This window comes from Erythrobacter sp. LQ02-29 (assembly GCF_022576075.2).
GTDB lineage: Bacteria > Pseudomonadota > Alphaproteobacteria > Sphingomonadales > Sphingomonadaceae > Alteriqipengyuania.
The window spans coordinates 310,584-334,449 of record NZ_JANCNT010000001.1 but is presented as its reverse complement, the minus strand read 5'-3'; the positions used below and the strand labels follow the sequence as shown (position 1 = coordinate 334,449).

At 60.2% G+C, this 23,866-nt stretch carries 28 protein-coding genes; 17 read left to right on the top strand and 11 right to left on the bottom strand.

Going from position 1 to position 23,866, the window contains the following annotated elements; translation table 11 throughout:
• Positions 1-67: 67 nt before the first annotated feature.
• Positions 68-676 carry an isoprenylcysteine carboxylmethyltransferase family protein gene (locus MKP08_RS01635; protein ID WP_241554621.1) on the bottom strand — a complete coding sequence of 203 codons (609 nt, stop codon included), beginning with the start codon at positions 674-676 and terminating at the stop codon, positions 68-70.
• Here MKP08_RS01635 and MKP08_RS01630 point away from each other — a divergent pair.
• The 5 genes from MKP08_RS01630 to MKP08_RS01610 all read left to right on the top strand — a co-directional run bounded on the left by MKP08_RS01630 (position 675) and on the right by MKP08_RS01610 (position 6,018).
• Positions 675-818 carry a hypothetical protein gene (locus MKP08_RS01630; protein ID WP_241554620.1) on the top strand — a complete coding sequence of 48 codons (144 nt, stop codon included), beginning with the start codon at positions 675-677 and terminating at the stop codon, positions 816-818. The two genes, MKP08_RS01635 and MKP08_RS01630, sit on opposite strands and share 2 nt — an antisense overlap.
• 338 nt (positions 819-1,156) lie before the next feature.
• Positions 1,157-1,600 carry a CBS domain-containing protein gene (locus tag MKP08_RS01625; protein WP_241554619.1) on the top strand — a complete coding sequence of 148 codons (444 nt, stop codon included), beginning with the start codon at positions 1,157-1,159 and terminating at the stop codon, positions 1,598-1,600.
• Positions 1,601-1,698: 98 nt separating this feature from the next.
• Positions 1,699-4,263, top strand: a complete 2,565-nt coding sequence (locus MKP08_RS01620) for an NAD-dependent epimerase/dehydratase family protein (RefSeq protein ID WP_241554618.1) — start codon at positions 1,699-1,701, stop codon at positions 4,261-4,263.
• Between the two features lie 136 nt (positions 4,264-4,399).
• On the top strand, positions 4,400-5,062 hold the full coding sequence (locus MKP08_RS01615) for a peroxiredoxin (protein WP_241554617.1): 663 nt from the start codon (positions 4,400-4,402) through the stop codon (positions 5,060-5,062).
• Positions 5,063-5,616: 554 nt separating this feature from the next.
• Positions 5,617-6,018 carry a hypothetical protein gene (locus MKP08_RS01610; protein WP_153038138.1) on the top strand — a complete coding sequence of 134 codons (402 nt, stop codon included), beginning with the start codon at positions 5,617-5,619 and terminating at the stop codon, positions 6,016-6,018.
• A 688-nt stretch (positions 6,019-6,706) separates the two neighbouring features.
• Here the strand turns inward: MKP08_RS01610 and MKP08_RS01605 are convergent.
• From MKP08_RS01605 to MKP08_RS01565, 9 genes are all read right to left on the bottom strand, one after another.
• On the bottom strand, positions 6,707-8,059 hold the full coding sequence (locus MKP08_RS01605; protein WP_241554616.1) for a rhodanese-like domain-containing protein: 1,353 nt from the start codon (positions 8,057-8,059) through the stop codon (positions 6,707-6,709).
• Between the two features lie 43 nt (positions 8,060-8,102).
• Positions 8,103-8,807, bottom strand: a complete 705-nt coding sequence (locus MKP08_RS01600) for an NAD(P)H-binding protein (protein ID WP_241554615.1) — start codon at positions 8,805-8,807, stop codon at positions 8,103-8,105.
• A gap of 108 nt (positions 8,808-8,915) precedes the next feature.
• Positions 8,916-9,404, bottom strand: a complete 489-nt coding sequence (locus MKP08_RS01595; RefSeq protein WP_241554614.1) for a DUF6692 family protein — start codon at positions 9,402-9,404, stop codon at positions 8,916-8,918.
• Positions 9,401-9,928 carry a DUF305 domain-containing protein gene (locus MKP08_RS01590; protein WP_202389005.1) on the bottom strand — a complete coding sequence of 176 codons (528 nt, stop codon included), beginning with the start codon at positions 9,926-9,928 and terminating at the stop codon, positions 9,401-9,403. Before MKP08_RS01590 ends, MKP08_RS01595 begins: the two co-directional genes overlap by 4 nt.
• Positions 9,925-10,338, bottom strand: coding sequence for a potassium channel family protein (locus tag MKP08_RS01585; RefSeq protein WP_241554613.1), 414 nt, complete (start codon positions 10,336-10,338; stop codon positions 9,925-9,927). The genes MKP08_RS01590 and MKP08_RS01585 overlap by 4 nt, the downstream gene beginning before the upstream one ends.
• Entirely contained in the window at positions 10,335-11,684 is a 1,350-nt protein-coding gene (locus MKP08_RS01580; RefSeq protein ID WP_256969983.1) for an APC family permease, read from the bottom strand. Before MKP08_RS01580 ends, MKP08_RS01585 begins: the two co-directional genes overlap by 4 nt.
• A 239-nt stretch (positions 11,685-11,923) precedes the next feature.
• Complete coding sequence (locus tag MKP08_RS01575; protein WP_010240151.1) at positions 11,924-12,196, bottom strand: hypothetical protein; 273 nt, start codon at positions 12,194-12,196, stop codon at positions 11,924-11,926.
• Positions 12,197-12,407: 211 nt separating this feature from the next.
• Positions 12,408-12,872, bottom strand: coding sequence for a DUF411 domain-containing protein (locus MKP08_RS01570; protein WP_241554611.1), 465 nt, complete (start codon positions 12,870-12,872; stop codon positions 12,408-12,410).
• A complete protein-coding gene (locus tag MKP08_RS01565; RefSeq protein ID WP_241554610.1) occupies positions 12,869-13,573 on the bottom strand; it encodes a class I SAM-dependent methyltransferase in 705 nt (234 codons plus the stop codon). Before MKP08_RS01565 ends, MKP08_RS01570 begins: the two co-directional genes overlap by 4 nt.
• A 133-nt stretch (positions 13,574-13,706) precedes the next feature.
• Between MKP08_RS01565 and MKP08_RS01560 the strand changes: the two genes are divergently transcribed.
• The 11 genes from MKP08_RS01560 to MKP08_RS01510 all read left to right on the top strand — a co-directional run bounded on the left by MKP08_RS01560 (position 13,707) and on the right by MKP08_RS01510 (position 22,455).
• The gene (locus tag MKP08_RS01560; RefSeq protein ID WP_009823994.1) at positions 13,707-14,003 is read left to right on the top strand and encodes a hypothetical protein; all 297 of its coding nucleotides are present in this window, start codon (positions 13,707-13,709) and stop codon (positions 14,001-14,003) included.
• 3 nt (positions 14,004-14,006) lie between these two features.
• On the top strand, positions 14,007-14,441 hold the full coding sequence (locus MKP08_RS01555) for a Spy/CpxP family protein refolding chaperone (RefSeq protein ID WP_008603940.1): 435 nt from the start codon (positions 14,007-14,009) through the stop codon (positions 14,439-14,441).
• A 6-nt stretch (positions 14,442-14,447) separates the two neighbouring features.
• On the top strand, positions 14,448-15,008 hold the full coding sequence (locus MKP08_RS01550; protein ID WP_066558712.1) for an RNA polymerase sigma factor: 561 nt from the start codon (positions 14,448-14,450) through the stop codon (positions 15,006-15,008).
• Positions 15,009-15,063: 55 nt separating this feature from the next.
• On the top strand, positions 15,064-16,872 hold the full coding sequence (locus MKP08_RS01545) for a copper resistance system multicopper oxidase (protein ID WP_054522842.1): 1,809 nt from the start codon (positions 15,064-15,066) through the stop codon (positions 16,870-16,872).
• Entirely contained in the window at positions 16,869-18,182 is a 1,314-nt protein-coding gene (locus tag MKP08_RS01540) for a copper resistance protein B (protein WP_241554609.1), read from the top strand. Before MKP08_RS01545 ends, MKP08_RS01540 begins: the two co-directional genes overlap by 4 nt.
• 36 nt (positions 18,183-18,218) lie before the next feature.
• Positions 18,219-18,725, top strand: coding sequence for a nuclear transport factor 2 family protein (locus tag MKP08_RS01535; RefSeq protein WP_241554608.1), 507 nt, complete (start codon positions 18,219-18,221; stop codon positions 18,723-18,725).
• Between the two features lie 27 nt (positions 18,726-18,752).
• On the top strand, positions 18,753-19,484 hold the full coding sequence (locus MKP08_RS01530; protein ID WP_241554607.1) for a PepSY domain-containing protein: 732 nt from the start codon (positions 18,753-18,755) through the stop codon (positions 19,482-19,484).
• A gap of 231 nt (positions 19,485-19,715) precedes the next feature.
• Positions 19,716-20,387: a DUF2231 domain-containing protein gene (locus tag MKP08_RS01525; RefSeq protein WP_241554606.1), complete on the top strand. Its 672-nt coding sequence runs from the start codon at positions 19,716-19,718 to the stop codon at positions 20,385-20,387.
• Positions 20,388-21,092: 705 nt separating this feature from the next.
• Complete coding sequence (locus MKP08_RS01520) at positions 21,093-21,446, top strand: hypothetical protein (protein ID WP_241554605.1); 354 nt, start codon at positions 21,093-21,095, stop codon at positions 21,444-21,446.
• Between the two features lie 71 nt (positions 21,447-21,517).
• On the top strand, positions 21,518-21,787 hold the full coding sequence (locus MKP08_RS01515) for a hypothetical protein (RefSeq protein ID WP_241554604.1): 270 nt from the start codon (positions 21,518-21,520) through the stop codon (positions 21,785-21,787).
• 269 nt (positions 21,788-22,056) lie between these two features.
• Positions 22,057-22,455 carry a single-stranded DNA-binding protein gene (locus MKP08_RS01510; RefSeq protein WP_241554603.1) on the top strand — a complete coding sequence of 133 codons (399 nt, stop codon included), beginning with the start codon at positions 22,057-22,059 and terminating at the stop codon, positions 22,453-22,455.
• Positions 22,456-22,522: 67 nt separating this feature from the next.
• On the opposite strand, the gene MKP08_RS01505 is transcribed toward MKP08_RS01510, so the two are convergent.
• A complete protein-coding gene (locus tag MKP08_RS01505; protein ID WP_241554602.1) occupies positions 22,523-22,789 on the bottom strand; it encodes a DUF6437 family protein in 267 nt (88 codons plus the stop codon).
• 345 nt (positions 22,790-23,134) lie between these two features.
• Here MKP08_RS01505 and MKP08_RS01500 point away from each other — a divergent pair, with 345 nt between their 5' ends.
• Positions 23,135-23,356, top strand: coding sequence for a hypothetical protein (locus tag MKP08_RS01500; RefSeq protein WP_034921513.1), 222 nt, complete (start codon positions 23,135-23,137; stop codon positions 23,354-23,356).
• Positions 23,357-23,866 lie beyond the last annotated feature (510 nt).

The following is a 23,866-nucleotide window of genomic DNA, read 5'->3' as shown; positions in this document are numbered from 1 at the left end:
CGTCCGCCGGGTCCAGCGCCGTTTCTCTTGATATGGGTATTCAGAGTTGGCGCTCGTTCAGATCCCGTTAGCTTCTTGGCTGCTGCGATTTCTTGGCCAGCTCTTTCCAGCGACCGGGGCGTGGCAGCAGCATTGGAACCTTGCGCATATAAGCGCGATACCCGTCGCCAAATTTACGGATCATGCCGCGTTCTTCCTTGCGCGCGAGAAGATAGTAGGCAAGCACGATCACCGGGAAGAGAGCGACCGAAAAGATTGTCGGCCAATGAATGACGCCTTCTCCGAACAGGGCGAGAAACAACCCGGTATACTGTGGGTGCCGTACGAAACGATAGAGTCCATCGGTGACAAGCCGTTCGTCGCGACGCGCGCTATAGACCGCGCGCCATCCGTGAATGAACATTCCCACGCCGATGAAGGCTAGCGAGTAGCCTATCAGCATCGAGACAAACATCCCGGTTTCGCCCAGACCCACGAGTGTCGACCACAGATTGGCGCTGACATATTCCCGATCGATCCCGAATAATCGTATGAGAAGGTATACGGTCAAAGGGAAGCCGAACATTTCAGCGTAGAGGGCGATGATGAAAGCCTGCACGAGGCCGGCGCCGGTCCATTCGCGCCATCCACGCGGAGCGAAGTACCGGTAGAAAATCCACGATAGGATGACGATCATGATCGCCGCCAAGCCCCAAGCCATCGGTTCTTCCCCTTTGCTCGCCTGTGTCGACAGGGTTTCCTGTCTTGCGCAGTGCAGCCCGCTGCATCCAGTTCACGCATCGCCGCAGACCGCCGATACGCTGCGGCTCATTCCGTAGCTCCAGACCGAACAGCCTGCGACGATCCACTCTCTGGGGCCCGGCACCAAGGTGCGGCTTGCCATCGTTGGAGGGTCAAGAGATATTTGCATCAAGCACGAATACAGGTCTCGATTGAGACAAACCCATGCTTGGTCGTTACAGCCTTGGGCCAAGGAAACGGACCCGGCACCAAATTTGTTGAAAGTCTGGAATCTCGCGAGCCGGCCTTGACCTTCCCATGATGTCAAACATTAGGTTTGTTGGACCCGACGATTCGATGCGGCGGTCACGTCCTCCATTTGCTTAGGCGGAGATGGCTTCCCATCGAACGGAACGCCAAACTTTTGGAGAGACAAATGAAAACCAGCGAAATTATGACTAGCGATCCGGCATGCTGCAAGGAAGACCAAAGCCTGCAGGACGCTGCCAGGCTTATGGTCGATAATGATTGCGGGCAAATCCCGGTCGTCGACGATGAGGGTGGTCTTGTCGGCGTGATTACGGATCGCGACGTGTGTTGCCGGGCCGTCGCTGAGGGAATGTCGGCGGAGACACGCGTCGGAGACGTGATGACCCGGTCGGTTGTCAGCGTTACACCCGACACCTCTCTGGAAGACTGTCTAGCATCGATGGAGAAAAACCAGGTTCGCCGTGTCCCGGTTATCGACGATGATGGGAAATGCTGCGGCATGGTTTCGCAAGCCGATGTCGCCCGTACCGGAAGCGATGCGAAGACGGCCGAGCTCGTGCAGGAAGTTTCCCAGTCACGCGCAGATGGGAAATCCTCCGGCTGTTGTTAGGGCGGCGACATGCAGCAGCCGCTCCTTGAAGGGAGCGGCTGCCGTCTTCATCGTACCGAAGTCGAACATCTTCCGGCTACCAAATCGAGGGCACTCCCATGGACAAGCGTATCGTTCTGATTACAGGCGCGAACGGATATATTGGGCGCGCGCTGACGCAGCGCCTCGGCAGGACATATCGCGTGATTGGTCTCGACCGGTCTCCCGTCGAGGATAATCCCGATCTCGCCGCTTCTTATTCGATAGATCTCGCCGATGACGCGTCCGTGTCTGCTGCCCTCGAAAAGGTCAGGGACGATTTCGGAGACCAGCTTGCCGCCTGCATCCACCTGGCCGCCTATTTCGATATCACCGGCGAGCCCAATCCTCTCTACGAGACGGTCAACGTCGAGGGTTCACGCCGACTGATCACGGAGCTGCAGGCCTTCGACATCGAACAGTTCATCTATGCAAGCTCCATGCTTGTTCACGAGCCCAAACCGCTGCCGGGCGTACGTATCGACGAATCCAGTCCGCTTGGACCGACCTGGCCTTACCCTCAATCGAAGGCCGATGCGGAACAGGTACTGCGCGAGAACCGTGGCGACATTCCGGTTGTGTTCCTGCGGTTTGCCGGGGTCTACGACGACAAGGGGCACTCCGCCTTTCTCGCCGAACAGATTGCCGGTGTCTATGAGCATCGCGTGTCGGCGCATCTGTATCCGGGGATGCTTTGCGCTGCGCAGTCGGCACTGCATCTTGACGATCTGACCAAGGCGGTCGAGCAGACTATCGCTCATCGCACTGACCTCGAGGGCGAGATGCCGATACTTGTCGGAGAGCCCGAAACGCTTGGATACGCCGAGATTCAGGACATCGTTCATTGCCAGATCCACGGCGAGGAATGGACGACAGTGCGCATTCCAAAAAGCGTGGCGAAACTGGGCACGTGGATCGAGGAAGAAGTCCTCGGTCATGACGGATTCGTCAAGCAATGGATGGTCGATGACGCAAACGCTCACTACATTCTCGATATTTCACGTGCCCGGAACCTGCTGGGGTGGGAGCCAGAGCACTCGCTCCGCGAAACGCTTCCGACCATCATCGACGCGTTGCAAGCCGACCCGCAGGACTGGTACGAAACGAACAAGCTGAACACGTCCCGCGTGGCCTGGCATCCAAAGAGTTCGGATGCAGCGAAGACCGAACCGGCGCGACTACCATCGCATGACACCGACATGGCTCATGCTGGGCACCAGATGGACGGCAACATGCACGACATGGACGGCCCCCAGCGCGGTACCCGTTGGACGCAGTTTGCTGTCATCGGGCTTGGCCTGTGGCTTGCTGCAAGTCCTGGTGTTTATGACGTCGTATCCGCCGATACTGCGCGTGCTTCGGTCGTAGCGGTCACTCTCGAGCGGGGTTTGCCGTCGATCGAATGGCGGGCCAATGCTCTTGCCCTAAGCGATATGCTGAGCGGGATCGCATTGATGATCTTCGGCGCGATGTCGCTTTCGAAGCGCACCGCCTGGTTGGGGCAGTGGGCGACGGCCTTTGTCGGCATCTGGCTGCTTTTCGCGCCCTTGTTCTTCTGGAGTCCGAGCGCGGCCCAATATCTGACCAATCTCCTGGTTGGTACATTGGCGATCGCATTCTCGGTGCTGGTGCCAATGATGCCCGGCATGAGCATGGAAGGGATGATGGACAAGAAGTCCATCCCGCCCGGGTGGACCTACAGTCCCTCGACCGATGCCCAGCGATTCCCGATCGTGGCGATGGGCATCATCGGCCTTCTGATATCGCGCATGCTTACCTCCTACCAGCTTGGCCATATCGATGTGGCGTGGGAGCCGTTTTTCTCCGGATCGCTTGGCGATCCCAAGAACGGCACCGAGGAAATCATCACGTCGGATGTATCCAAGGCGTGGCCGATCCCGGATGCCGGACTAGGGGCGGTCAGCTATGTGCTCGAGATCCTGATGGCGGTCATGGGAACCCGCACGCGCTGGCGCACGATGCCGTGGATGGTTACCTTCTTCGGCATTCTGGTCATTCCGCTCGGTGTGGTCAGTATCTATTTCGTGATCATTCAGCCGATAATGATCGGGACGTGGAGTACGCCGGCTCTGATTGCTGCGCTTGCGATGCTCATCATGATCCCGTTCTCGCTCGATGAAGTCATCGCCATGGGACAGTATCTCTACTGGTCGAAAAAGGAAGGCAAACCGCTTGTCCGTACCTTCTTCAAGGGCGGCGCAGTGTCAAACGGTGAAATCGACGATACCGACTATATGACCGACGCGCGTTCGATCTGGACGAACACGGTGCGCGGCGTGACCTTCCCGTGGACCCTGGTGGCCAGCACGGCTCTGGGAGCGTGGCTGATGCTGACAAGGATAACGCTTGGCAGCGAGGGGGCGATGGCCAACAGCGATCACGTGGTGGGTGCTTTGGTGATTACGGTGGCAATCATCGCGACCGCGGAAGTCGCGCGCGCCCTGCGCTTCATCAACGCTGCATTCGGTGCCTGGCTGGTCGCAGCGCCCTTCATGCTTGCAGGGGCTTCGGCTGCCGGAACGGTGGCCTCGGTTGGGGTCGGACTGCTCTTGATCGGACTGAGCCTGCCTCGCGGTAAGCGAAGCGGTGAGCATTATGCGGGCTGGGATCGGTTTGTCGTATGACCGGTTGACCCGAGCAAAGCGGATCTGGCGCTCTTCCTTTAGGAACAGGATGAAGACGAGGTCGGACCCGCATTCTTCTCAGAGCATCGCTAGAAATGTGCCCTGAGTACCCACAAAATAAGCAGGAGTATTTTACATGACCCTTTCAATTGGCTCGACAGCCCCCGATTTCACAGCCCAGACCACACAAGGAAACATTCACTTCCATGATTGGATGGGTGACAGCTGGGCAATCCTCTTTTCCCATCCCAAGGCATTTACACCGGTTTGCACGACCGAGCTTGGTTATATGGCCGGGCTTGGCGAGGAATTTGCCAAACGCGACACCAAGATTATTGGCCTTTCGGTCGACAGCAGCCAGGATAATCGCGATTGGCTTCCCGATATCGAGGAGGTGAGTGGAAATAAGGTCAACTATCCCGTGGTCGGCGACAACGACCTTCAGGTCGCCAAGCTTTATAATATGCTGCCGGCCGACGAAGCGGGTAATGCGGAGAGGCGAACCGCAGCCGATAACGCCACCGTCCGCGCTGTCTATATCATCGGGCCAGACAAGAAAATTCGCGCCATGCTGCTTTATCCGATGAGCAGCGGGCGGAATTTCGATGAAGTGCTCCGGCTGCTGGATTCGGTGCAACTCACCGAACGCAAGGGTGTAGCGACACCGGTTAATTGGCAGAAGGGTGATGATGTGATCATTCCGCCTTCCTTGTCGGACGAAGATGCGAAAGCCAAATATCCCGATGGCTGGGACGAAAAGAAACCGTATTTGCGTGTGATCCAAGAACCGATCGACTAATTGCGCGAGCAGGTTGCCAGCAATTGCATGTCGGCGTGAATATAGCATGCTCATGCTAGGATTTGAGCGCGTCGCCACACCTGCGAGTGGATCTCTCTGTTGGATGTAGATTGGCAAGAAGCGTAAGCGATTAGGTGTACGGTAAAACCAAATCCGGTCCCGATCGGTTTTCTCCTCGTTAATCGAATGGCGGCCCCACCTCCCCCTGAACCCTGCGGATCGCAGGTGTCCCGGGGCCGTTCAGGAACCCCGCGCTTCACCCAACCCTGGCGCGGGGTTCCGTCTTTCAGGTACAATAGCTGTTGAGCGCGGCTATGTTGGTCAAAGGACTGCGGCGTCCGCCGAGCTTGGACACCTCAGCTGCGTGACGGGGTTGAGGAGCTGTCAGAAAGTTTGACGCAATTGACCTCGACCTTCATTTGGTGGAGGGCTATGCCACATCCGCGAAATACAATGAACCCTCGCGTGGGAAGCCTCTGTTCGGAAGAGTACTATGGCAGACCTATTTGAAGACTTCATATGGGTAAGGGCCGTCCGTGGTTGCTAGTCGCTTGATGGCCAAACCGACTCATGCTGTCGAACCACTACCTTTGCACGACGGCAAGACGAGCGTTGTTAGCATCATAAGCAGTTCGGCTGCTGTTTTGGCAGCTTGCTCTTGCTGCATTCTACCGATGGTGCTGGTTGCCGCCGGGCTGAGTGCGAGTCTGAGCAGTGTTTTGGCACCTCTGGGTTCGCTCCATTGGCCAATGACCGCATTTTCGATGATTGCGGTGGCGGCTAGTTGGCTCATTGTTCTGCGCAAGTATCGGCACAAGAGTCATTGCCACTCCCAGGTCGCAGTTAGATGGCTCAAGAACCGTCAGATAATTATGCTCCTGGTTGCAACCGTGATGAGCTTCATCGCGGCCGCCTGGGGTTATTTCGAGCCAACTCTCATGAAAGCATTTATGTAATCCGAGGTTCTGAGAGAACGACACTCGGATTGGCTCCTTTTACCGCGATAGCGAAACTTTGCGGGGGCCTATAAAGCGCCACCGGACAATGAGGGTTCAGACGATCTTCTGCGCGCAACGTCCTACAGACAAATGCGCCTTGGCAATGTTCGAGGGGAAGCATTTTCGGAATCGAGCGAAAACAAAGCGGTCATAATTGCGACAGGTTCAAAAAAGCCCCCCAATCCCGAAGGACTCCAATTCGATTGTCATCCCGGTGTGGTTCTGATGATAGCCTCCCGGTTCGATCAAATGATTGGGAATACGGATAGCGCGCAATAGCCCGCACATGGCTCTGCGGTGGCCAAGGCAATCCAACCTATCCCTGCGGTGATTTCCCGCCGAGCTCGTGCAGTCGCTCGACAGCATCTTCAGAGCAATTTCCGCATTTCAGATTGGTAGGCACGGCCACGTCGATTTTTTCAAGGTAGGGCAGGTCCAGCACGGCCCTGATCTGCTGGAATTCGAAAAAGTGAGACATCGCCATTCAAGCGGGGGTTGCGTTTGCCTGCCTGTATGATCGTCGAGACGCGCCCCCCTGCACAATCAAGCGCAGGATAGACCAGCGTGTCTTCCGGTAGGCCAAACAGCTTTCGCGGACGGCCCTGAAGGGATCGCGGGTTGGCCATTTTCGAGGTTTTCCAGCTTTTTAGCCCTGCGCGTTTGTCCATGCGCCCATGGAGCCCAGATAGACGTCGAGGTGTTTGAAGCCTTGGCTTGCGAGCCAGCCCGCTGCTACGCTCGCCCTCATGCCGCTGGCGCACATCAAAGTGTAATGACGGTCGCGATCGAGCTCTTTCCAGCGGGTGTTGAGCTCGCCGACATAGACATGTTCGGATTCATCGATGCTGCCTTGCTGCCGTTCGTCAAGGGCGCGCACGTCGAGCAAGGTCCAATCTTCGCTGTCCTCAGCGAGCCTGCGTGCGACTTCCTCGGTGTCGATCATGGCAATACTTTGCATCGCTTTGCCCTGTGCGGCGGCTGGGATCACGCCGACATAACCGCCGACAATATTATCGAGACCAATGCGCACCAAATGCGCCATAGCTTGAGCGAGCTCGTCTTCTTCGGAAGCGATTAGGGCTATCGTGTCGCCTTCGCTGATGAACCACCCGGCAAAGGCGGGTATCATTCCCACTGGAAGGCACACGGCACCCTGCATATGACCGGCGGCATAGGCGAGCGGCTCGCGTACATCGACCAGGTGATCGGCGCCGCTCTCGCCGAGGTCTTCCAGCCCCAGAAGCCTTGGCCGCATGACTCGCGGCGCGGCATTGGCGCCTTCGAGATTGAGCCGCTCCATTAGCCGAAAATAAGGTGGCTGGTAATGATGCTCTTCTACCTTCGCCTTGATGAACTCGTCGCGGTCAGCAATGCGCAGCCGCGGGTTGTTGCGCCGCTCATGGCCGATTGTCGAGAATTCCCGGTCCGCCATTCCCGAGCCGCAGACCGATCCGGCACCGTGCGCCGGGTAGATGATCGTCTGGTCACCCAGAGCGCAAATCTTTTGCAATGAATCGTACAGGAGGCCCGCGACCTCCCGCGCGCGCTCGGGATAGAAATCGGTTCGGCCGACGTCGCCCACGAAGAGCGCATCGCCGGTGAACACGCCGATCGGTCCTTCGAAATAATCGTCGTCATGGAGGACGAAGGCGAGATGATCGTCGGTGTGACCGGGAGTTTCGAGCACCGAAATCCGCAACTTCCCGATCTCGAAAACGTCGCCCTCTTGCGCGGTGTCGGCGAAAACAATCTCGTCCGCAGAGTTTGGACCGTGCAGAACACGGGCACCGGTCATTTTCCCCAATACCGGCGATCCCGTGATGAGATCCTCATTCCTGTGCGTTTCGAAAATATGCGTGATCTCCAGCCCTTCGGCGCGGGCACGCTCGACATAAATCTCGCAGTCGCGGCGCGGATCGATGACCGCTGCCTTGCCTTGCGAACCGATCAGATAGGAAAGGTGCGAAAGACCGGGGGTCTTTATCTTTTCAAGCAGCATGGTTTACCTCGTTGTGGGGGTGTTTCCGACCGATGAGATTAGTTTAGCCGATACCGAGTTCGGCCTTGAGCGCCGAGACGTTCTCGAAGCGGTCTTCTTCTGGCCGGGCGATAGCGGGCTTGGCATTGATCCAGGTGTTCTCGCAGACGAATTCGAGCATGGCTGCCGCAAGGTCGGCGTGCCTGCAACGAAAGCAACCCTCGGCAAGACGCTCGTCAGTAATGACGGCTTCACCCGTATAGGGTTCGTCCAGGAGCCAGCCCGGTCGCGCAGCCGTCCATTCCACGCCTGTCGCGCGCTCCAGGAGATCTTCCATGGCGCGCATCTGTTCGAGAATATTGTGCAAGGCTGGTCTTGCTGTGAGTTCGAACCACGCCGGAACGCTGGGCTGCGGTTCTACAAAAGCCGCCGATATCACGACGATCCGGGAAATGCCGGTCGTCGACATCGCTTCCACCAGATTGCGGGTTCCCTCCGTGTAAAGCGGAGGCGAATCGATCGTCGTGGATGGACTGAACCCTATACCGAGTGCGGAAATGACCGCACGACAACCTTCAAGCTCGCTGCTGAAGTCGTCATTGAGAACGTCGCACTGGAAATACTCGACATTGTCGACCCTGTCCGATGGTTCGGGCAGGGTGTGTTCGAACGCTCGTACCGCGATGCCCTTGCGGACCGCATGGCGCAATATTTCCGTGCCGGTCTTTCCTCCGGCACCGAAGACCGCAAGGGGGGCTGCATCGGTCACAGGTTCAGCTTCCACTGTCGTACCTCATTATGAATTCGGCGGCGCGTGCCGGGCTGATCGTGATCGTGGAGCGGGCACCGCCGGACGCTGGCACCCGCTCGCTCGCCTTCACGCCTCGATGTTGCCGCAGGTCGTGTAACCCCAGAACCCGAACTCGTCCTTCATCCGGGGGCCGGCGACGATGAGTTCCTGCATCTGCAGGCCCGCGTCTCCTTCGTCATCGAGAAGGCGCGTGCGGATACGAAGCTCACCATTCGCATACTCACCCGAGGCGCTTGCCGTAACAGGGATCAGCTTGCCGTTGATCTTGATCGCCCCGCGACCGCTGTTGTCGTAGACGAACGACGGAAACGCGACCTCGGTCAGGCGAAACTGACACGTGTTCTCGGCTCCCAGCGCGGCGAGGTCCGCCTCGCTCATCGTCTCGGGCAGCATGAGGCCGGGGCTGAGATTGGCAAGAGCGCTCGCAGCACTCTCTATCGGCGCCGCCGTTGCCGGAGGATCGAGCTGTGCTTCGCGATCATTGCCGACCGCGGTATTGGTGTTGCAGGCCGCCAGCGGGAGGGCTGCAAGCGTCAGAATTGCGATCTTGTTCATTGCTGCATCTCCTCGGGCAGACGTTCCTCGGTGCGCGGACCGTTCTCCTCGATATCCTGGATGAGATATTTCATCTCGGCGATCTCGCGCCGCTGCGCGACGATGATGGCCTGCGCGAGTTCGCGAACCCGCGGATCCTTCAGGCTCGCTCTCTCGCTGGTCATGATCGCAATCGAGTGGTGCGGAATCATCGCGGCCATGTATTCGGTATCGTCCACCGTGGTCTGGCTGCGTACGAGCCATAGCGCGAGCGCGAAGACGACGGCTCCGACACCCAGGATGATGAAGTTCTTGGTCCGGTCCTTGTACATGCCCCACATGAAGAGAAGCATGACCACCATCATCATCGCGCCCATGACGAACATCATCCAGAAGCGCGTCTCGCTCCAGAAAACGTCGTCCATGTCGAAGCTGTTGGCATACATCAGGAAGAACATGATCACGGTCGAGGTCGATACCATGGCCATGAACCGCCAGTAGTTGCCGCCCCCTCCCTTATCCGAGTGGCATGTGCTTTCAGTCATGCGTTTTCTCCTTCCTTCATCATGGTCCAGAACAATTGTGCCGAGCAGCTGATGAGCGCGAAGCCGGTCAAGGCTTCGACGCCGACAATGACGCGCAGGTGCTCGGTCGGGTAGATGTCGCCGAGCCCCAGCGTGGTCACGTTGATCAGCGAGAAATAGAAATAGTCCATCGCACTCATCGCCGGCGTCTTGTCGAACCCGCCGAGGTCCAGTTCCGCGCCCAGCCAGAAACCGCCAGCGAAGAGCGTCGCGACAAGCAGGTGCGATGCCAGGACGAGAAGCGCGACCCCAAGCTTGGCGGAGAAATTTCCGGGTGCGTCGAGCAGGCGATGCCCGGCGCCGAGGATCGACAGATGCATGCCGACTGAGGCCAGGAAAAGTGCAATGGCGAGAATTAGTGCGGCGATCATCGATGATCTCCATCGTGTGTGGCGGGCATTTCACGCAGCGCAGAATTCCGACGGAGATAGAACCATTCGGCTCCGAACACTGCGGCAATACCTGCGACCGCATAGGCGACGACCGCAGGGTCGGTTTTGAGCTTGGCGAGGGCAAAAGCTGTCAGGACTACGCCGTCCGCCATGAGCGCCGACCAGAGGATCCAGGCACGCGCGCCTATCTCTTCCCGCAAACCGCGCAGCACGCCCCAATGCACGAGCATGTCCATTACGAGATAGAAGAACGCTCCGAGCGAGGCGATCCGCGAAAGATCGAACAGGACCGCGAGCGTGCCGGCGACCACGACGGTATAGACCAGCATGTGACTGCGGATCGGTCCCTTCATCCCAAAATGGCTATGCGGGATCATCTTCATTTCGGTCAGCATCGTCAGCATTCGCGAAACGGCGAAAACGCTGGCGATGACACCCGAGGTCGTGGCGGCGATCGCGATTGCGACTGTGAAATAGAAGCCAAGCTCTCCGAGCGCGGGGCGCGCAGCCGCCGCAAGCGAGTAATCGCGCGCCTCAGCTATTTCCGAAGTGCTGAGGCTGGCTCCGACCGCCACCGCGACCAGAAGGTAGACGACCACGCATACTGTGATCGAAATGATAATGGTTCTGCCAACATTTCGGTGCGGATCGATGATTTCGCCGCCGCTGTTGGTGATGGTGGTGAAACCCTTGAACGCGAGGATCGAGAAGGCGACCGACGCGAGCAACGCGTCGAGACCCGAAAGCGCGACTGGCTCTGAGAAGGCGCCGCCCGAAAAGCCGCTGGCCCAGATCGCCGCAATCGCGAACAGGGCGATGCCGCCGATCTTGATCGCCGACATGACGAGAGAGAAACCGCTGACCGATTTGTTGCCTGCCGCATTCACGAAATAGGCGAAGACGATGAGCGCCAGTGCCGCGACGGAAACCAGAATGCCGCTGCTCTCGAGCCCAAAGGGCCGCAAGGCATAGGTCGCGAAGGTCCGAGCGACCAGGCTTTCGTTGATGACCATCGACAGCGCCATCAGGAGCGATGCCGATGCTGCAACAACACCCGGTCCGTAGGCCTTCTGAAGAATCATCGCGATGCCGCCAGAGGAGGGCCAGCGGTTCGACATCTTGATGTAGCTGTAGGCGGCTAGGGAAGTGACCAGGGCGCCGACTATGAAAGAAAGCGGAAATAGCGGTCCAGCCAGTTCGGCAATCTGGCCGGTCAGTGCGAAAATACCAGCGCCGATCATGACGCCGGTTCCCATTGCGACACCGCCAAGCAGCGTTATCGATCCAGCACTCTTCCCATGTTGATCGTTGCCATCTGTCTGCAAGTCTTTCCCCTGTCGATGTCCTCCCGTCCGAGAAACATCACGACAAGCAGTACGTTGCGAAGCGGCTCACCCCTCAAAAAATTTTCTGGCGGGGCATGAGCCATCCTTGGGCTGGCCCCGGAATCGCGTTGAGCTATCGATTTCCGGCGGCGCGCTCTTTCTTCCTGCAGCGATGCCGATGGCGGCGCGTCAAGGCACGGCAGTCCACGCTGAGTGCGCCTAATATTCAGCGCGTCAAATCAGGAAAACCGGGCCTGGAAAAACCGGTGCAGCGGGACCGCGATGAGTGCGATGTACCAGCCGTAGAGAAAACTGCCCACCGCTCCTGCGAGAAATCCCGACAGGGTCAGCCATTCGAACCATGGCAGCAACGGAGCCCAGGCTTGGTGCATGTGAAACCGCTCGGGTGCGAGGACTCCGAAGGCAATGCATAGGAGGTAGCTGACAAGCAGGAACACGCTGAGCGTCCAGCCCCATGCGAATATCGAGTTCTTGATTGATCCTTTTACCATCGCATTTCTCCCACTTCGTGCGTCCTAAAATTATGCAAACGGAAGGGTCCGGGACCGTCGGGGCAGCCGGCCCCGGACCCAGCGGGATGATCGACAGGCATCTTAGCGCCCGTCCCGGTGTCCCGGGCTTCTGTGTTATTCCCGCGCGATTGTTCTTCAGCGAGACATCGCCCTTATTTCTCGCGCGGCCACTGGCGTCAGTTCCTTACAATCACCGATAAGATGCGAAGACGCTCTGTCCGGTCGGACCAAAGGCGATGACCTCATAGGGCTGGATCCGGTTTCCGGCCTCCATGCCGGGCGATCCCAGAGGCATTCCCGGAACCGCTAGACCGGCAACGCCGTCGGGCCGCTCGCGCAAAAGTCGGGCGACGGCTTCGGCGGGCACGTGACCTTCGATGATGTATCCATCGACCTCCATCGTGTGGCACGACCACAATTCTTCCGGTACGCCGCGCGCTGTCTTGATCGCCGCCATGTCGTTGCTATCGACCGATGCCACCTTCGTGTTCATCCCGTCTTCGACATGGCCTGCCCAGCTGAGACAGCACCCACATCCTGGATCCCGGAACATCGTATAGGTCGCTGCCTGTGCCACGTTCGAACAGGCTGCCAGCACTAGCAAGGCCGCGCCGCTAATCGATCGCCGGAACAGGGCAGGCTTTTTCCAGATCATTGTGCAATTCCTTTCTTGTATCCGCGCCATAGCGAGATCGTCCCGGTCACCGTCGGGAACCGGTGGAGCAGGCATGGCTCGGTGAAGATTTCGGCGAACAGTTTTTCGACCTCGCCGTCGGCGCTGGGCTGCGTGTCGCTTACGCCGTCAAGCGACTGGACGGTCGCCCGGAAGAGGCTCCGCATGAGTGGGCTATCCTGCTTCATATAATCGGCGATCAAGACGGTTCCGCCTGGCACGAGCAAGCTTTCGATGGTTTCCAGGATTGCCTGCTTCTTGCGCAAGGGAACCTGGTGAAGGACGAGGCTGCTGACGATCTTGTTCGGCCGCCACCCTGCGGGCAGCTCGAGGCTTTCGAGAAAGCCATTGTGCCATTTCACGAGATCGGCTCCCGCGCCAAACTTGCGCCGCGCAAGCGCGAGCGCCTCCTGGTCGGGTTCGACACCGATCAGACCCGCTTCCGGACAATCCGTCATCAAAGCCTTGAGAAGAGTGCCGGTTCCGCTGCCAACATCGATCACCCGGTCTCCGGGGACAAGGTGCAGTTCTTCGACAATCCTTTGTCGCCAGAGATGTTCGCGGGTGAACAGACCGATCGCCCGGTCGTAAAGGGGCGTCAGAAAGCTCTTGCCAAGAAGAGGCGTAAATTCGCCGTGATCTTCAGGTGCGGTGATATTGTTCACGAGCTGGTTCCCATTCATCCCGGCTTCGACCCGATTCTGACAGACCCGTCTCGATTACGTATGGTGGTGGACATTCCCTCAAAAAAAGAAGTTTAAGGGATTGTGCAGGCGAGCGCGTATAGGACACGTGCAACCCACAGGAGTTTTTCGGATGCGTGACAATCACTCTCTTGATGCGGTGCTCGGAACCCTTTCCGCCACCGGCACCAGCGAGGTCCCCGCCGACTTCATGGATGGCGTTTGGCAGCGCGCCGGACAGCTTGGCGAAATCGCCGACCGACGCCGCCGGACGGCTCTGTTCGTCGGTCTGTTCGTCGTCGGGCTTGGAGCTGGCGCCGGAACGAGCGGTTGGCCCGGCGGCTATGGCACGTCTTCCGCGTCATTTGGCGAGAGTCTTATCCTCGGCGAACAGCTGTCCCCATCGGCGCTCCTCCATGTGGAGCAATAGGGTTTGAAGACGACGCATATCGTTCTCGCGGTGCTTCTCGCAGCACTTGCAGGATGCCTCGGCGCGATTGCCGCGGACCGCTGGGCCAATCACGAGGCTGGCTCCGGCCTCCACGATTTCGTGCACGACGAACTCACCCTGACGGCCGACCAGGAGCAGCGTCTCGATGCGCTCGAGGCTCGTTTCGCTGTCGAAAGGGCACGGCTCGAAGGATCGGCGCGCGCAGCCAATGCCCGGCTCGCCCAGGCGATGGAAAATGAGCACGAGTACGGTCCCGAGGTCTCGGCCGCGATCGACGAGGTGCATGCGCGTATGGGCGATCTGCAGAAAGCAACGGTACGGCATGTCTTCGACATGCGTGAAATTCTCGAACCCGAGCAGCAACGCCAGTTCGATCGCAAGGTCTCCGACGCCCTGACCCGCGACCCACGCGACTGAAGCGCCATGTCGGGGGCGGGCGACAATCCGGATGAGGCCCTTGTTTCGCAGGCGAGGGCCGGAAGCAAGCGGGCTTTCAGCAAACTCGTCGAGTATGAAACGGGTCGGCTTCTCGCGCTCGCGACACGCATGCTTTCCTCTCCTTCTCAGGCCGAGGACGTTGTTCAGGACAGCCTCGCTTCGGTGTGGCTGACGCGCCATCGGCTCGATCCGGACAAGCCGATCGGACCCTATCTGACAACCGTCGTCCTCAACCGCTGCCGGGACCGTTTGCGCAGGCGCAAGGTCGCAGGCTTTTTCGGACTGTCAGGCGATGCCGAACTCCATTCCATCGCCGACGATTTGCCGGGTCCTGAAACGTCGGCCGTTTCCAGGGAAGAGCTCAATCTCGTTCAGGCCGAGATCGCGCGAATGCCTGTAAGGCTGCGCGAAGCCATCGTGCTCGTGACCATCGAGGGGCGTAGCCAGGCCGAGGCGGCCGATCTTCTCGGAACGACCGAAAAGGCGATCGAAACCCGCGTATATCGCGCGCGCAACAGGCTGAAGGAGCGCTTCGAAAAACTTTGAGGGGTTGGCTGGGCGCGCGCGTAAGTAACGGTAAACGCCAAGTCAGGAGCCCTTTATGATCGCCGTCAATCGACGCAAGTTTCTCGGAGCCGGAGCAGGAGGAATGGGTCTGCTCGGCCTTGCCGGGGCGATGCCTGCCTGGGCACGCGGCGCGGACATCCTCGCAGGTAACGCCCGCAAGGGGCTGGACGAGATATCCGGCCCCAATATCGACCTCACCGTTGCCCGATCGGCCTTCGCGACCGGCAACAGGCGCGGCGGCGCGATCGCCGTCAATGGCACGATCCCCGGTCCGCTGTTGCGATTGCAGGAAGGCACGACCGTCCGGCTCAATGTCCATAACCAGCTCGAGGAAGATACCTCGATCCACTGGCACGGTCTGCTCGTGCCGTTTCAGCTCGATGGAGTGCCTGGCGTGAGCTTTCCCGGCGTCAAACCGGGAGAGACCTTCACCGCCGAATTTCCGGTTCGCCAGTCGGGTACCTACTGGTGGCACTCGCATAGCGGCCTGCAGGAACAGGCCGGGCATTACGGCGCGATCGTGGTCGACCCCGCCGGACCCGATCCGGTCCAGGCCGACCGCGAATATATCGTGGTGCTGAGCGAATTCAGCGAAATGTCGCCCCACACGATTTTCGACAAGCTCAAGAAGGGCGAAGGCTACTTCAACTACAACCAGAACACCTGGACCGACGATTACCCGCTTTCGGGCGAGGATCGCCGGATGTGGGCGAAAATGCGCATGATGCCGACGGACATCCTCGACGTGTCGAGCGCGGCTTATACCTATCTTCTGAACGGCCATGGCCCGCTCGACAATCTGGAATACCTCTTCCGCCCGGGCGAACGCGTGCGGCTGCGCTTCATCAATGCCGGCGCCATGACCTTCTTCAATATTCGCATTCCCGGCCTGCCGATGACCATCGTTCAGGCGGACGGGCAGAACGTCGAGCCGGTTGAGGTCGACGAGTTCCAGATCGGTGTGGCCGAGACATACGACGTCGTCGTGACGCCGGGCGCGCAACAGGCCTACACGCTGGTCGCGGAGTCGATGGACCGCTCGGGCATGGGTATTGCCACACTCGCGAGCGCACCCGGCGCTCGCGCAGCCATTCCGCCGCTGCGCGATCCGCCGCTTCTGACCATGGCCGACATGGGCATGAGCGGCATGGACCACGGCTCGTCTGGCGATGCCGGCATGTCGGGTATGGACCACGGAAGTGGCGGCGACATGGCAGGGATGGATCATGGTTCCTCCGGCCAATCCGAGATGGCAGGCATGGCCGGCATGTCGGGCATGCAGATGCGCGACACCTCGCTTCTGCCGCCCGATGTGAAGGTCGGGCCCGGTCTCGACATGGTGTCGATGAACCCGGTCGACCGCATGGGCGATCCCGGCATCGGTCTCGCCGATGTCCCGCATCGCACGCTCGACTATCGCAAGCTGCGCGCTCTGACGCCGCACCGCGAGGGCCGCACGCCGTCCCGGCGAATGGAAATTCATCTGACCGGCAATATGGAGCGCTACATGTGGTCGTTCGACGGCAAGAAGTTCTCCGCCGTCTCAGACGAGCCGATCCGTTTCGCCTATAACGAGCGCGTGCGCGTGAAGCTCGTCAACGACACGATGATGGCGCACCCCATTCACTTGCACGGTCATTTCTTCGAGCTGGTCAATGGCGCGCCGGCCGATCGTCAACCGCTCAAGCACACGGTAATCCTGCAGCCGGGTGGCAGCGCGCAGTTCGACCTGACGGCGGACGAGCCGGGCGACTGGGCCTTCCACTGTCACCTTCTCTACCACATGCATGCCGGGATGTTTCAGATCGTCACGGTCGCCAATCCCGACGGGAGCGAAGCATGAAAATTCGTATTGTCAGCCTGCTCGCATCGGTCGCAGCCGGCTCAGTTCTCGCCTCCCCCGCGGCGGCGCAGCATGCCGGTCATTCGCCGGCGGAGCCGCAGCAAAGCGCCGAGGCGCAGGCTGACGCGAAGACGAAGTGCGAGGAAGAAGCCGAGCGCCATCGCGCGATGGGGCATCCGGTTGCAGATGGAGCATGCGAACCGGCTGCTCAACCTGAAGCCGCCATGGACCGCTCGCAGATGGATCACTCAACCATGGATCATGGTGCGATGACCGCTCAGGATGGCCATTCTGGCATGACAATGCCTGTGGACGCTGCCCGTCCACAGGCATCGCCCGAAAGTCATGAAGGAATGGATCACGGCTCGATGCCGCAGGGCAAGCCCGCCGAAGGCGCGATGGATCATTCGCAGATGAATCACGGCGAGATGGGTCAGGCGGAGGCCAGTTCGTCGATGGACCATGGGCAGATGGATCACAGCCAGATGAACCATGGGGAGACGCCTTCGCAGGACAGGCAGGGCATGGACCATTCGGCGATGCAGATGGGCGCGGACGACGATATCCCGCTGCTGCCGCCTCCTCCAGAAGCAGGGAGCGGCCCAGCGCGCGCGGCGGTCGCCATCTGGGGCGAGGAAGCCATGAACGAAGCGCGCCGCGAGCTTGTCCGCGAGACCGACGGAGGAATGCGCCTCTGGTTTCAGGGCGATCGGCTCGAATACCGCGCCCGCGAGGGGAAGGATGGATATCTGTGGGACATCCAGGGCTATTATGGCGGCGACATCGACAAATTCTGGTTCAAGTCAGAGGGGGAGGGCAGCTTCGGCGAACCCATAGAAGGCGCCGAGGTCCAGGCGCTCTGGAGCCGCGCCATTGCGCCCTTCTTCGATTTCCAGGCAGGTGTTCGCCAGGACCTGACCGGTCCGGAGCGCACCCATGCGGCGATCGGTATCCAGGGTCTCATGCCGTACCGCTTCGAGGTCGATGCCGCGGCCTTCGTCTCCACCAAGGGCGATGTGACCGCGCGGATCGAGGGCGAACTCGACCAGCGCATCACGCAGCGGTTGATCCTCCAGCCCAGAGCCGAACTCGCGCTTTCTGCGCAGGACATTCCCGAGCTGGGCATCGGAGCCGGTCTTGATCGGATCGAGGCGGGCCTGCGTCTACGCTACGAGTTCGCGCGCGAATTCGCACCCTATGTCGGCGTTTCGCAGGAATGGCGCATCGGCGACAGCGCGGATTTTGCGCGGGCCGCCGGAGAGGATCCGAGCGTCACCAATTATGTCGTCGGTGTGCGATTCTGGTTCTGAAACCTCAAAAAGGATAAAACTTCCATGACCAAGACTTTGACGCGCATCGCGGCGACTTCGTTTGTTGCCGCGCTGATACCGCAGCCAGCCTTCGCGCAGCAGATGGACCACTCTTCCCATGCGAACCATCAGATGCACGCGATGGACGCTTCGGCGGAGGATGTCGCGGGCGCTGAAGAAACCCTCAAGGCCTATCGCACCGCTCTTGAAGCGCGCGACGCGCAGGCAATGCGTGCGCTCTTCGCCGAGGACTCGGCGATCTTCGAGAATGGCAAGGCGGAAGGAAGCTTTGCCAATTACATGGAGCACCATTTGGGCCCCGAGCTCGACGCGATTGTGAGCTTCACCTTTACCGACCCCACGCTGACCGTCACCCGGATGGGGCACATGGCCCATGCTAATGAGACGTATGGCTATCGCATCGAACTTACCAATGGCCGGGTGATAGAGCGCGACGGCGTGGCGACATCGGTGCTTGCTCACGATGCGGACGGCTGGAGAATCGTCCAGTACCATTCCTCGTCGCGCGCGCCGCGCAACTAATTACGGCTTTCGAAGAGGTAGCACCGGTTGGCAACGCCGTCGCTGAAGCTGCGCCTGCATGTGCTCGGCAGCAAGATCCACAAATGGCTGACGATTTTCGTCGGTGTCCAGGTTCTCTTGTGGATGGGAACCGGCGCCCTCATGTCGTTTCTCGACCTGGAAGAAGTTCGCTCCGAACATGTCGTTTCGCGTGAACAAGAGGCGCTGCCCGCCGATGCCCCGCTCCCGGCCTGGGTCGCAAATGACGGTACTCTTGCAGCGGTAACGACGCGTTCGCTCGACGGCGATGCCGTGACCGAGGTCCGAAAGGTTGACGGTAGCGTGAGCCTTCACGATCCGGTGACAGGGCGCAAACTCTCCCCCATCTCGGCTCCGAAGGCAAGATCCATCGCCTTGCGCGCATGGACCGGACCGCGCACGACGATCGAAGGCGCGCGGCTCGTTCACGAACCGGTGGGGACCGAGTTTCGCGGCCCTTTTCCGGCCTGGCAGGTCACCTATGCTGACGAGGCTTCGACGCGCCTCTACATCGATGCCAGCAGCGGTACCCTCGGGGCGGCGCGTAGTGATACTTGGCGCCTGTTCGATTTCATCTGGGGCCTGCACATCATGGACTGGACCGAGCGCGATCGCATCAACAGTTGGTGGCTTCTGCTGTTCGGCATTGGCGGTACGATCATAGCCCTGTCGGGTTTCGTCCTGCTTGCGAACCGGATGCCGCGGCTGCGTCGTCGCACAAAGAAGAGCAAACTCGCCTGAGCCCATGGGGCTAATGCGCGTGGGCGAACGCCTTAACCCCGTTCGTCAGGCCGAACGGGGCCAGGAGCCGAGTGCGTTCGACAATCGCGATGGTGCCGCCATCAGACGTGATACGGCGGACGCACATCTGTCGCGCCAATACCATCAAATTAATGTGAGGGGCAGGCGGCTGCGGTGCGTATCAGGCACATAGGTCGCACTTTAACTGCAGGGTCGGGAGACATACGAGACATGAAAGCCCCCTCATTCTTGGCGCTGCTCGCCGCAAGCCTGCTCTTCGTCGGACCCGTTCAGGCTCATGGCGACGAAAAACACGGCGAAGAGGCGAGCGCCGCGCCTGCTGCCACCAATGGCGATGTGCACGACCAGGCGGCCAGGGCACAGATGGGCGAGACTGCGGATGCTGGCGAATCCTCCGGCGCGCACGATGAAGCGGGCGGAGGTCATGACGAGGCCGGTGGCCATGCGAATGAGGGCGAAGCCGGCGTCATGGCCGTACTGAAGAAGCTGCATCCGGCAACGATCCATTTCCCGATCGCCTTGTTTCTCATGGCTGCGGCCACCGAATTGTTCGTGATGCGCCGGAAAGGAGCGGGCCTGGAAAGTGCGGTACGCGTGCTTGTCTACGGCGGGGCCATCGGCGCGGTGGTCGCAGTCCTGTTCGGATGGATTCACACCGGCCTGTGGTTCGGCGGCGACACCGTCATGCAGGTGCATCGATGGAACGGTATGCTGATCGCCGTTCTGGGTATTGCGATGGCCTATCTCGCGAGCCGGCCGAGCCAGAGCCGCGCATGGTTGCGCGCGTCGATATTCTCCATGGCGGCGCTCGTTCTCATCCAGGGCTTCCTTGGCGGCGAGCTCGCGCATGGGCCGAACCACCTCGGTATTTCCTGGCTCTGAAGGAGTTGAAGAGCATGCGTACTTCCAGATTGAATGCAGCGATCGGGTTTCTCGCGATCGCGCCCTTGATGTCCGCTCTTGCTGCTTGCGACGAGGCGCAGGAGAGCACACCGATCACCGAGGTTTCGCCTATGGGCCAAGCTGCAGTGGTGGCTGGCACGGCTCCCGGGTCGGGTCTTGCCGATCCGGCAGCCTCTCCCTCCGAAGATGAGGCAGCGACCGCTCGGGAGGACGCTCTTTCGACAATTGGGGCCGCCACGCCCGCCTCACGGCACGCTGCCTCCCCCGCATCACGCTCAACTGCCACACCCGCAGCGCCAGCAGCGCGCACGCAACCCGCGAGCGAAGCGACCCAACCCGCCGATCCCCATGCGGACCATGACATGTCCTCGATGGCCGATCACGACATGGAAGGTATGTGATCGGACGCGTTTCCCGGTGACCCGGCAATTCAGGAGATATCCTCGGCAAGAAATCGCAACGAACAACGCAAGATCAGGAAAGGACGGCCCCGCCTCCCCCCGAAGCCCTGCGGGTCGCAGGTGCCCCCAAGGGGCCGTTCAGGAACCCCGCGTGAAGACCAACCCGCGCGGGGTTCCGTTTGCCCGGCTTCGCTGTCGCCGTGCGAGGCGCATCCCGGCAGGGCTTTGTGCTATGTGAGCAGCGTGCAGACGATCGCCTCGTTGGTTATGAAAGGAACCGCATATGTCGGAAACGGGAAAAGCCGGGGCGCTGTCGCGCTGGGAGGACGAAGGCGGGGCCTTGCCCTGCGGGCCGCAGGAAGCGCTCGCTGCCGATTGCGAGAAATGGGATATTCCGCCGCTTTCCGATGCCGAGATCATCCAGCTACGCATCAGGGTGATCGCCCTTGAGAACATGGTGCTCGGCCTTCTGTCGAAGGCCAGCGCCGATCAGCTTGCAGCAATCGAAGAAATCGCGGAATTCATATCCCCGCGTGCCGATACGAAGCCGCATCCGCTTACCTTGCATGCCGCCACCCAGATGGAGCACTTCGTCGAGCGCGCCCGGCGGCTTCGCGAGCAACCCACCGCTGATTGAGCGACGCATGACCGGGCCACGAATGCTGGCCTTCCTCGCCACGGCCCGACCGATGATCCGAAAAGAGTGCGATGGACCTCGATACGCTTCTCATCCGCTATTTTGGCACTGCCGATCCTGGAGCGACTGGCGCAGAAACCTTGGCCTCGGGGATCGAGCGATGCCAGGTCGATCTCGGTCTGGAGCAGGACCGGGGAAAACGCTTTGCCCTGTGGGCCATGCTCTACCTGCTCGGGTCTGCCCCCGACCTCGACGTGGCCTTCGAGAGCGAGGAAGACCGGGAAGCAGCCCGCAACTTCATGGATCTCCTGGCGGCATCGGAAGGCAATGAGGTAAGCTGATTGCAGCAGGGTCTTGGCACCTTCAGACCCGCACCCGATACCCATCCGGCTTTCTTCGCGAACAGTCCTGAACCAGGTCAGCTGAGGAGCCGCAACCCGTTCCTTTCCGGCCGTGTTGGCGGCTTCGCCGCCTGCCCGCACCACCCGTCATGAACAGGTTTCCCTTCGGCCCTTCAGGCCTGCGGTGCAGTCCTCCCATGCCCTGCTTCTTCTGAATGTTCGCAAGCCGGAGATGGTCTCCGGTTTGAGGAACTGAAGGAACTTATCTCATGACCAATATCGCAATCCTCACCGGCCGTATCGCCCGCGATCCGGACACCCGCGAAACCAAAGGCGGAACCAGCGTTACCGGGATCACTGTCGTCACCGATCGTCCTGCACGCGACAAGGACGGCAAGACCTACAAGGACGAGAACGGCTACACCGCCAAGGACAGCGAATTCCACCGTGTGACCTGCTTCAACGGCCTCGCCAAGACCGTCGGTCAGTACTGCTCGAAAGGCCAGCTGGTCTCGGTCCAGGGCCGCATCCACTACACGCAGTGGGAAGACCAGGACGGTGTGACGCGGTATGGCTCGGAGATCCTTGCCGACAAGGTCGATTTCCTCTCCCGCGGTAACGGATCGAGCGACGAGGGCGACAACACCGACGCGCCCGAGATCGACTGACATCGATCCCGATCGTCCCCCTTACGAAGAGGCTCTGCCGCAAGCGGCAGGGCCTCTTCTTCTGTGGTCACTGGGTTTGCGGCGCTGCATTCGAAGCACGGGTTGCACCACACCCAGTCAGCTTCTCGATTGCGGCATCCTCGCCGAGTTTCCCGAGTTCTTTGGCAACCTTCCTCAGGCCCTTCTTCGAGAAGCTTTCGAGGCCGCTTCCCAGGATGATTTCGCCGAGTTCTCTGGCCGCTTGTACTTCGAGCTCGCGCTGTTTGGCGTCGAGCGCCTCGCGGTCTGCTTCGAGCTTTTGCAGGGCTGCTATCGCGCTCCTGTTTCGGGGCATGTGTCTTGTCCTTTTGTCCCCCTCGGATCTGCTCCCCGGTTGTTTCCATGCTCGCGTTATCGGCGTGTAGGAAAGGCAATTCGCACGCAGCAGATGTTCGATATTGGGCGGAGGTGGTGGGTCCTGGCTCACGGTTCTCCCAGCATGATGGCCTTGCGCCTCCCGCCTCAAGGACGGCGGGGCCCCACCATTTTGCCCGCCACCGGATTGCATCCGGCAGCGAACAAAATCGTTACCCCCACCGCCGCTTTCGCGGTCGCCCATACGGGCGATCCCTGACCCGGGATGCACAAGACCATCGCGCGCACCTCCTGTCGTCTCACGACAGAAATCAGGAGGATTATCATGGCTTATTCGATGCATTGCGCCGTTGCGTCCCGGAGCTATTTCGAGGCCCTGGAAACAGCCGAGAAGAGAGCGCTGCACAGCTTCTTCGATCAGCACGTTATCGAGGATGACGAACTCGGGTACTTTGCCCTCGACGAGGGTGACTACAACATCTTGCCAGCACATCTCGCAGCGCGGGTGGTCCACACGGTCCACGGCGGCATGCTCGACGAGTTTTGAGACTTCCGACAGGGCGGGAACCGGGGACGGTTCCTGCCCTTTTTTCTTGTTCGCCGGGTATTCCAATCAAGCACAAGAACTCGGTTCGGTCGGTTACTCTGCCGACCGCCCACCGCAATGCGGCGGCGCCCGATAAATGGAGCGGGGCTGTGGACGCACTCTGTCCCGCGCATCTTGCGATGCGCTCCTGAGGGTGCGGCGTAATTTGTTCTTGGGCCCCGCGCGCACTTACGAACCGGCATCGGGTCGGGCGGCGGGAAGCTAGGGCACGCGACATGCCCCGCTTGCCTTGCTTCCCACGCGCCCTTTGCCGCTGCCTCTTTCGCCGGTGCTGTCGTTGGCTGGAGGCGTCGAAATGCTCTCGATTTGCATGCGATCAGCTGCCAGGCCTGGTTGCTCGCGCTCCAACGTGGAGATCGGGAAAGGTCGTCCTCGGTCAATCCTCCTTACTCTCTGGACCACCTCGCGCACTTGGGAACAAGGGAGCACACCCTACGCCGCCATGCGGCA

Bases quoted from the DNA above. Each gene is read 5' to 3' on its own strand.
- MKP08_RS01630 (WP_241554620.1), top strand. From the start codon at position 675: ATGATCGCCGCCAAGCCCCAAGCCATCGGTTCTTCCCCTTTGCTCGCC.
- MKP08_RS01635 (WP_241554621.1), bottom strand. From the start codon at position 676: ATGATCGTCATCCTATCGTGGATTTTCTACCGGTACTTCGCTCCGCGT.
- MKP08_RS01625 (WP_241554619.1), top strand. From the start codon at position 1,157: ATGAAAACCAGCGAAATTATGACTAGCGATCCGGCATGCTGCAAGGAA.
- MKP08_RS01620 (WP_241554618.1), top strand. From the start codon at position 1,699: ATGGACAAGCGTATCGTTCTGATTACAGGCGCGAACGGATATATTGGG.
- MKP08_RS01615 (WP_241554617.1), top strand. From the start codon at position 4,400: ATGACCCTTTCAATTGGCTCGACAGCCCCCGATTTCACAGCCCAGACC.
- MKP08_RS01610 (WP_153038138.1), top strand. From the start codon at position 5,617: ATGGCCAAACCGACTCATGCTGTCGAACCACTACCTTTGCACGACGGC.
- MKP08_RS01605 (WP_241554616.1), bottom strand. From the start codon at position 8,059: ATGCTGCTTGAAAAGATAAAGACCCCCGGTCTTTCGCACCTTTCCTAT.
- MKP08_RS01595 (WP_241554614.1), bottom strand. From the start codon at position 9,404: ATGAACAAGATCGCAATTCTGACGCTTGCAGCCCTCCCGCTGGCGGCC.
- MKP08_RS01590 (WP_202389005.1), bottom strand. From the start codon at position 9,928: ATGACTGAAAGCACATGCCACTCGGATAAGGGAGGGGGCGGCAACTAC.
- MKP08_RS01585 (WP_241554613.1), bottom strand. From the start codon at position 10,338: ATGATCGCCGCACTAATTCTCGCCATTGCACTTTTCCTGGCCTCAGTC.
- MKP08_RS01575 (WP_010240151.1), bottom strand. From the start codon at position 12,196: ATGGTAAAAGGATCAATCAAGAACTCGATATTCGCATGGGGCTGGACG.
- MKP08_RS01570 (WP_241554611.1), bottom strand. From the start codon at position 12,872: ATGATCTGGAAAAAGCCTGCCCTGTTCCGGCGATCGATTAGCGGCGCG.
- MKP08_RS01565 (WP_241554610.1), bottom strand. From the start codon at position 13,573: ATGAATGGGAACCAGCTCGTGAACAATATCACCGCACCTGAAGATCAC.
- MKP08_RS01560 (WP_009823994.1), top strand. From the start codon at position 13,707: ATGCGTGACAATCACTCTCTTGATGCGGTGCTCGGAACCCTTTCCGCC.
- MKP08_RS01550 (WP_066558712.1), top strand. From the start codon at position 14,448: ATGTCGGGGGCGGGCGACAATCCGGATGAGGCCCTTGTTTCGCAGGCG.
- MKP08_RS01545 (WP_054522842.1), top strand. From the start codon at position 15,064: ATGATCGCCGTCAATCGACGCAAGTTTCTCGGAGCCGGAGCAGGAGGA.
- MKP08_RS01540 (WP_241554609.1), top strand. From the start codon at position 16,869: ATGAAAATTCGTATTGTCAGCCTGCTCGCATCGGTCGCAGCCGGCTCA.
- MKP08_RS01525 (WP_241554606.1), top strand. From the start codon at position 19,716: ATGAAAGCCCCCTCATTCTTGGCGCTGCTCGCCGCAAGCCTGCTCTTC.
- MKP08_RS01520 (WP_241554605.1), top strand. From the start codon at position 21,093: ATGTCGGAAACGGGAAAAGCCGGGGCGCTGTCGCGCTGGGAGGACGAA.
- MKP08_RS01515 (WP_241554604.1), top strand. From the start codon at position 21,518: ATGGACCTCGATACGCTTCTCATCCGCTATTTTGGCACTGCCGATCCT.
- MKP08_RS01510 (WP_241554603.1), top strand. From the start codon at position 22,057: ATGACCAATATCGCAATCCTCACCGGCCGTATCGCCCGCGATCCGGAC.
- MKP08_RS01505 (WP_241554602.1), bottom strand. From the start codon at position 22,789: ATGCCCCGAAACAGGAGCGCGATAGCAGCCCTGCAAAAGCTCGAAGCA.
- MKP08_RS01500 (WP_034921513.1), top strand. From the start codon at position 23,135: ATGGCTTATTCGATGCATTGCGCCGTTGCGTCCCGGAGCTATTTCGAG.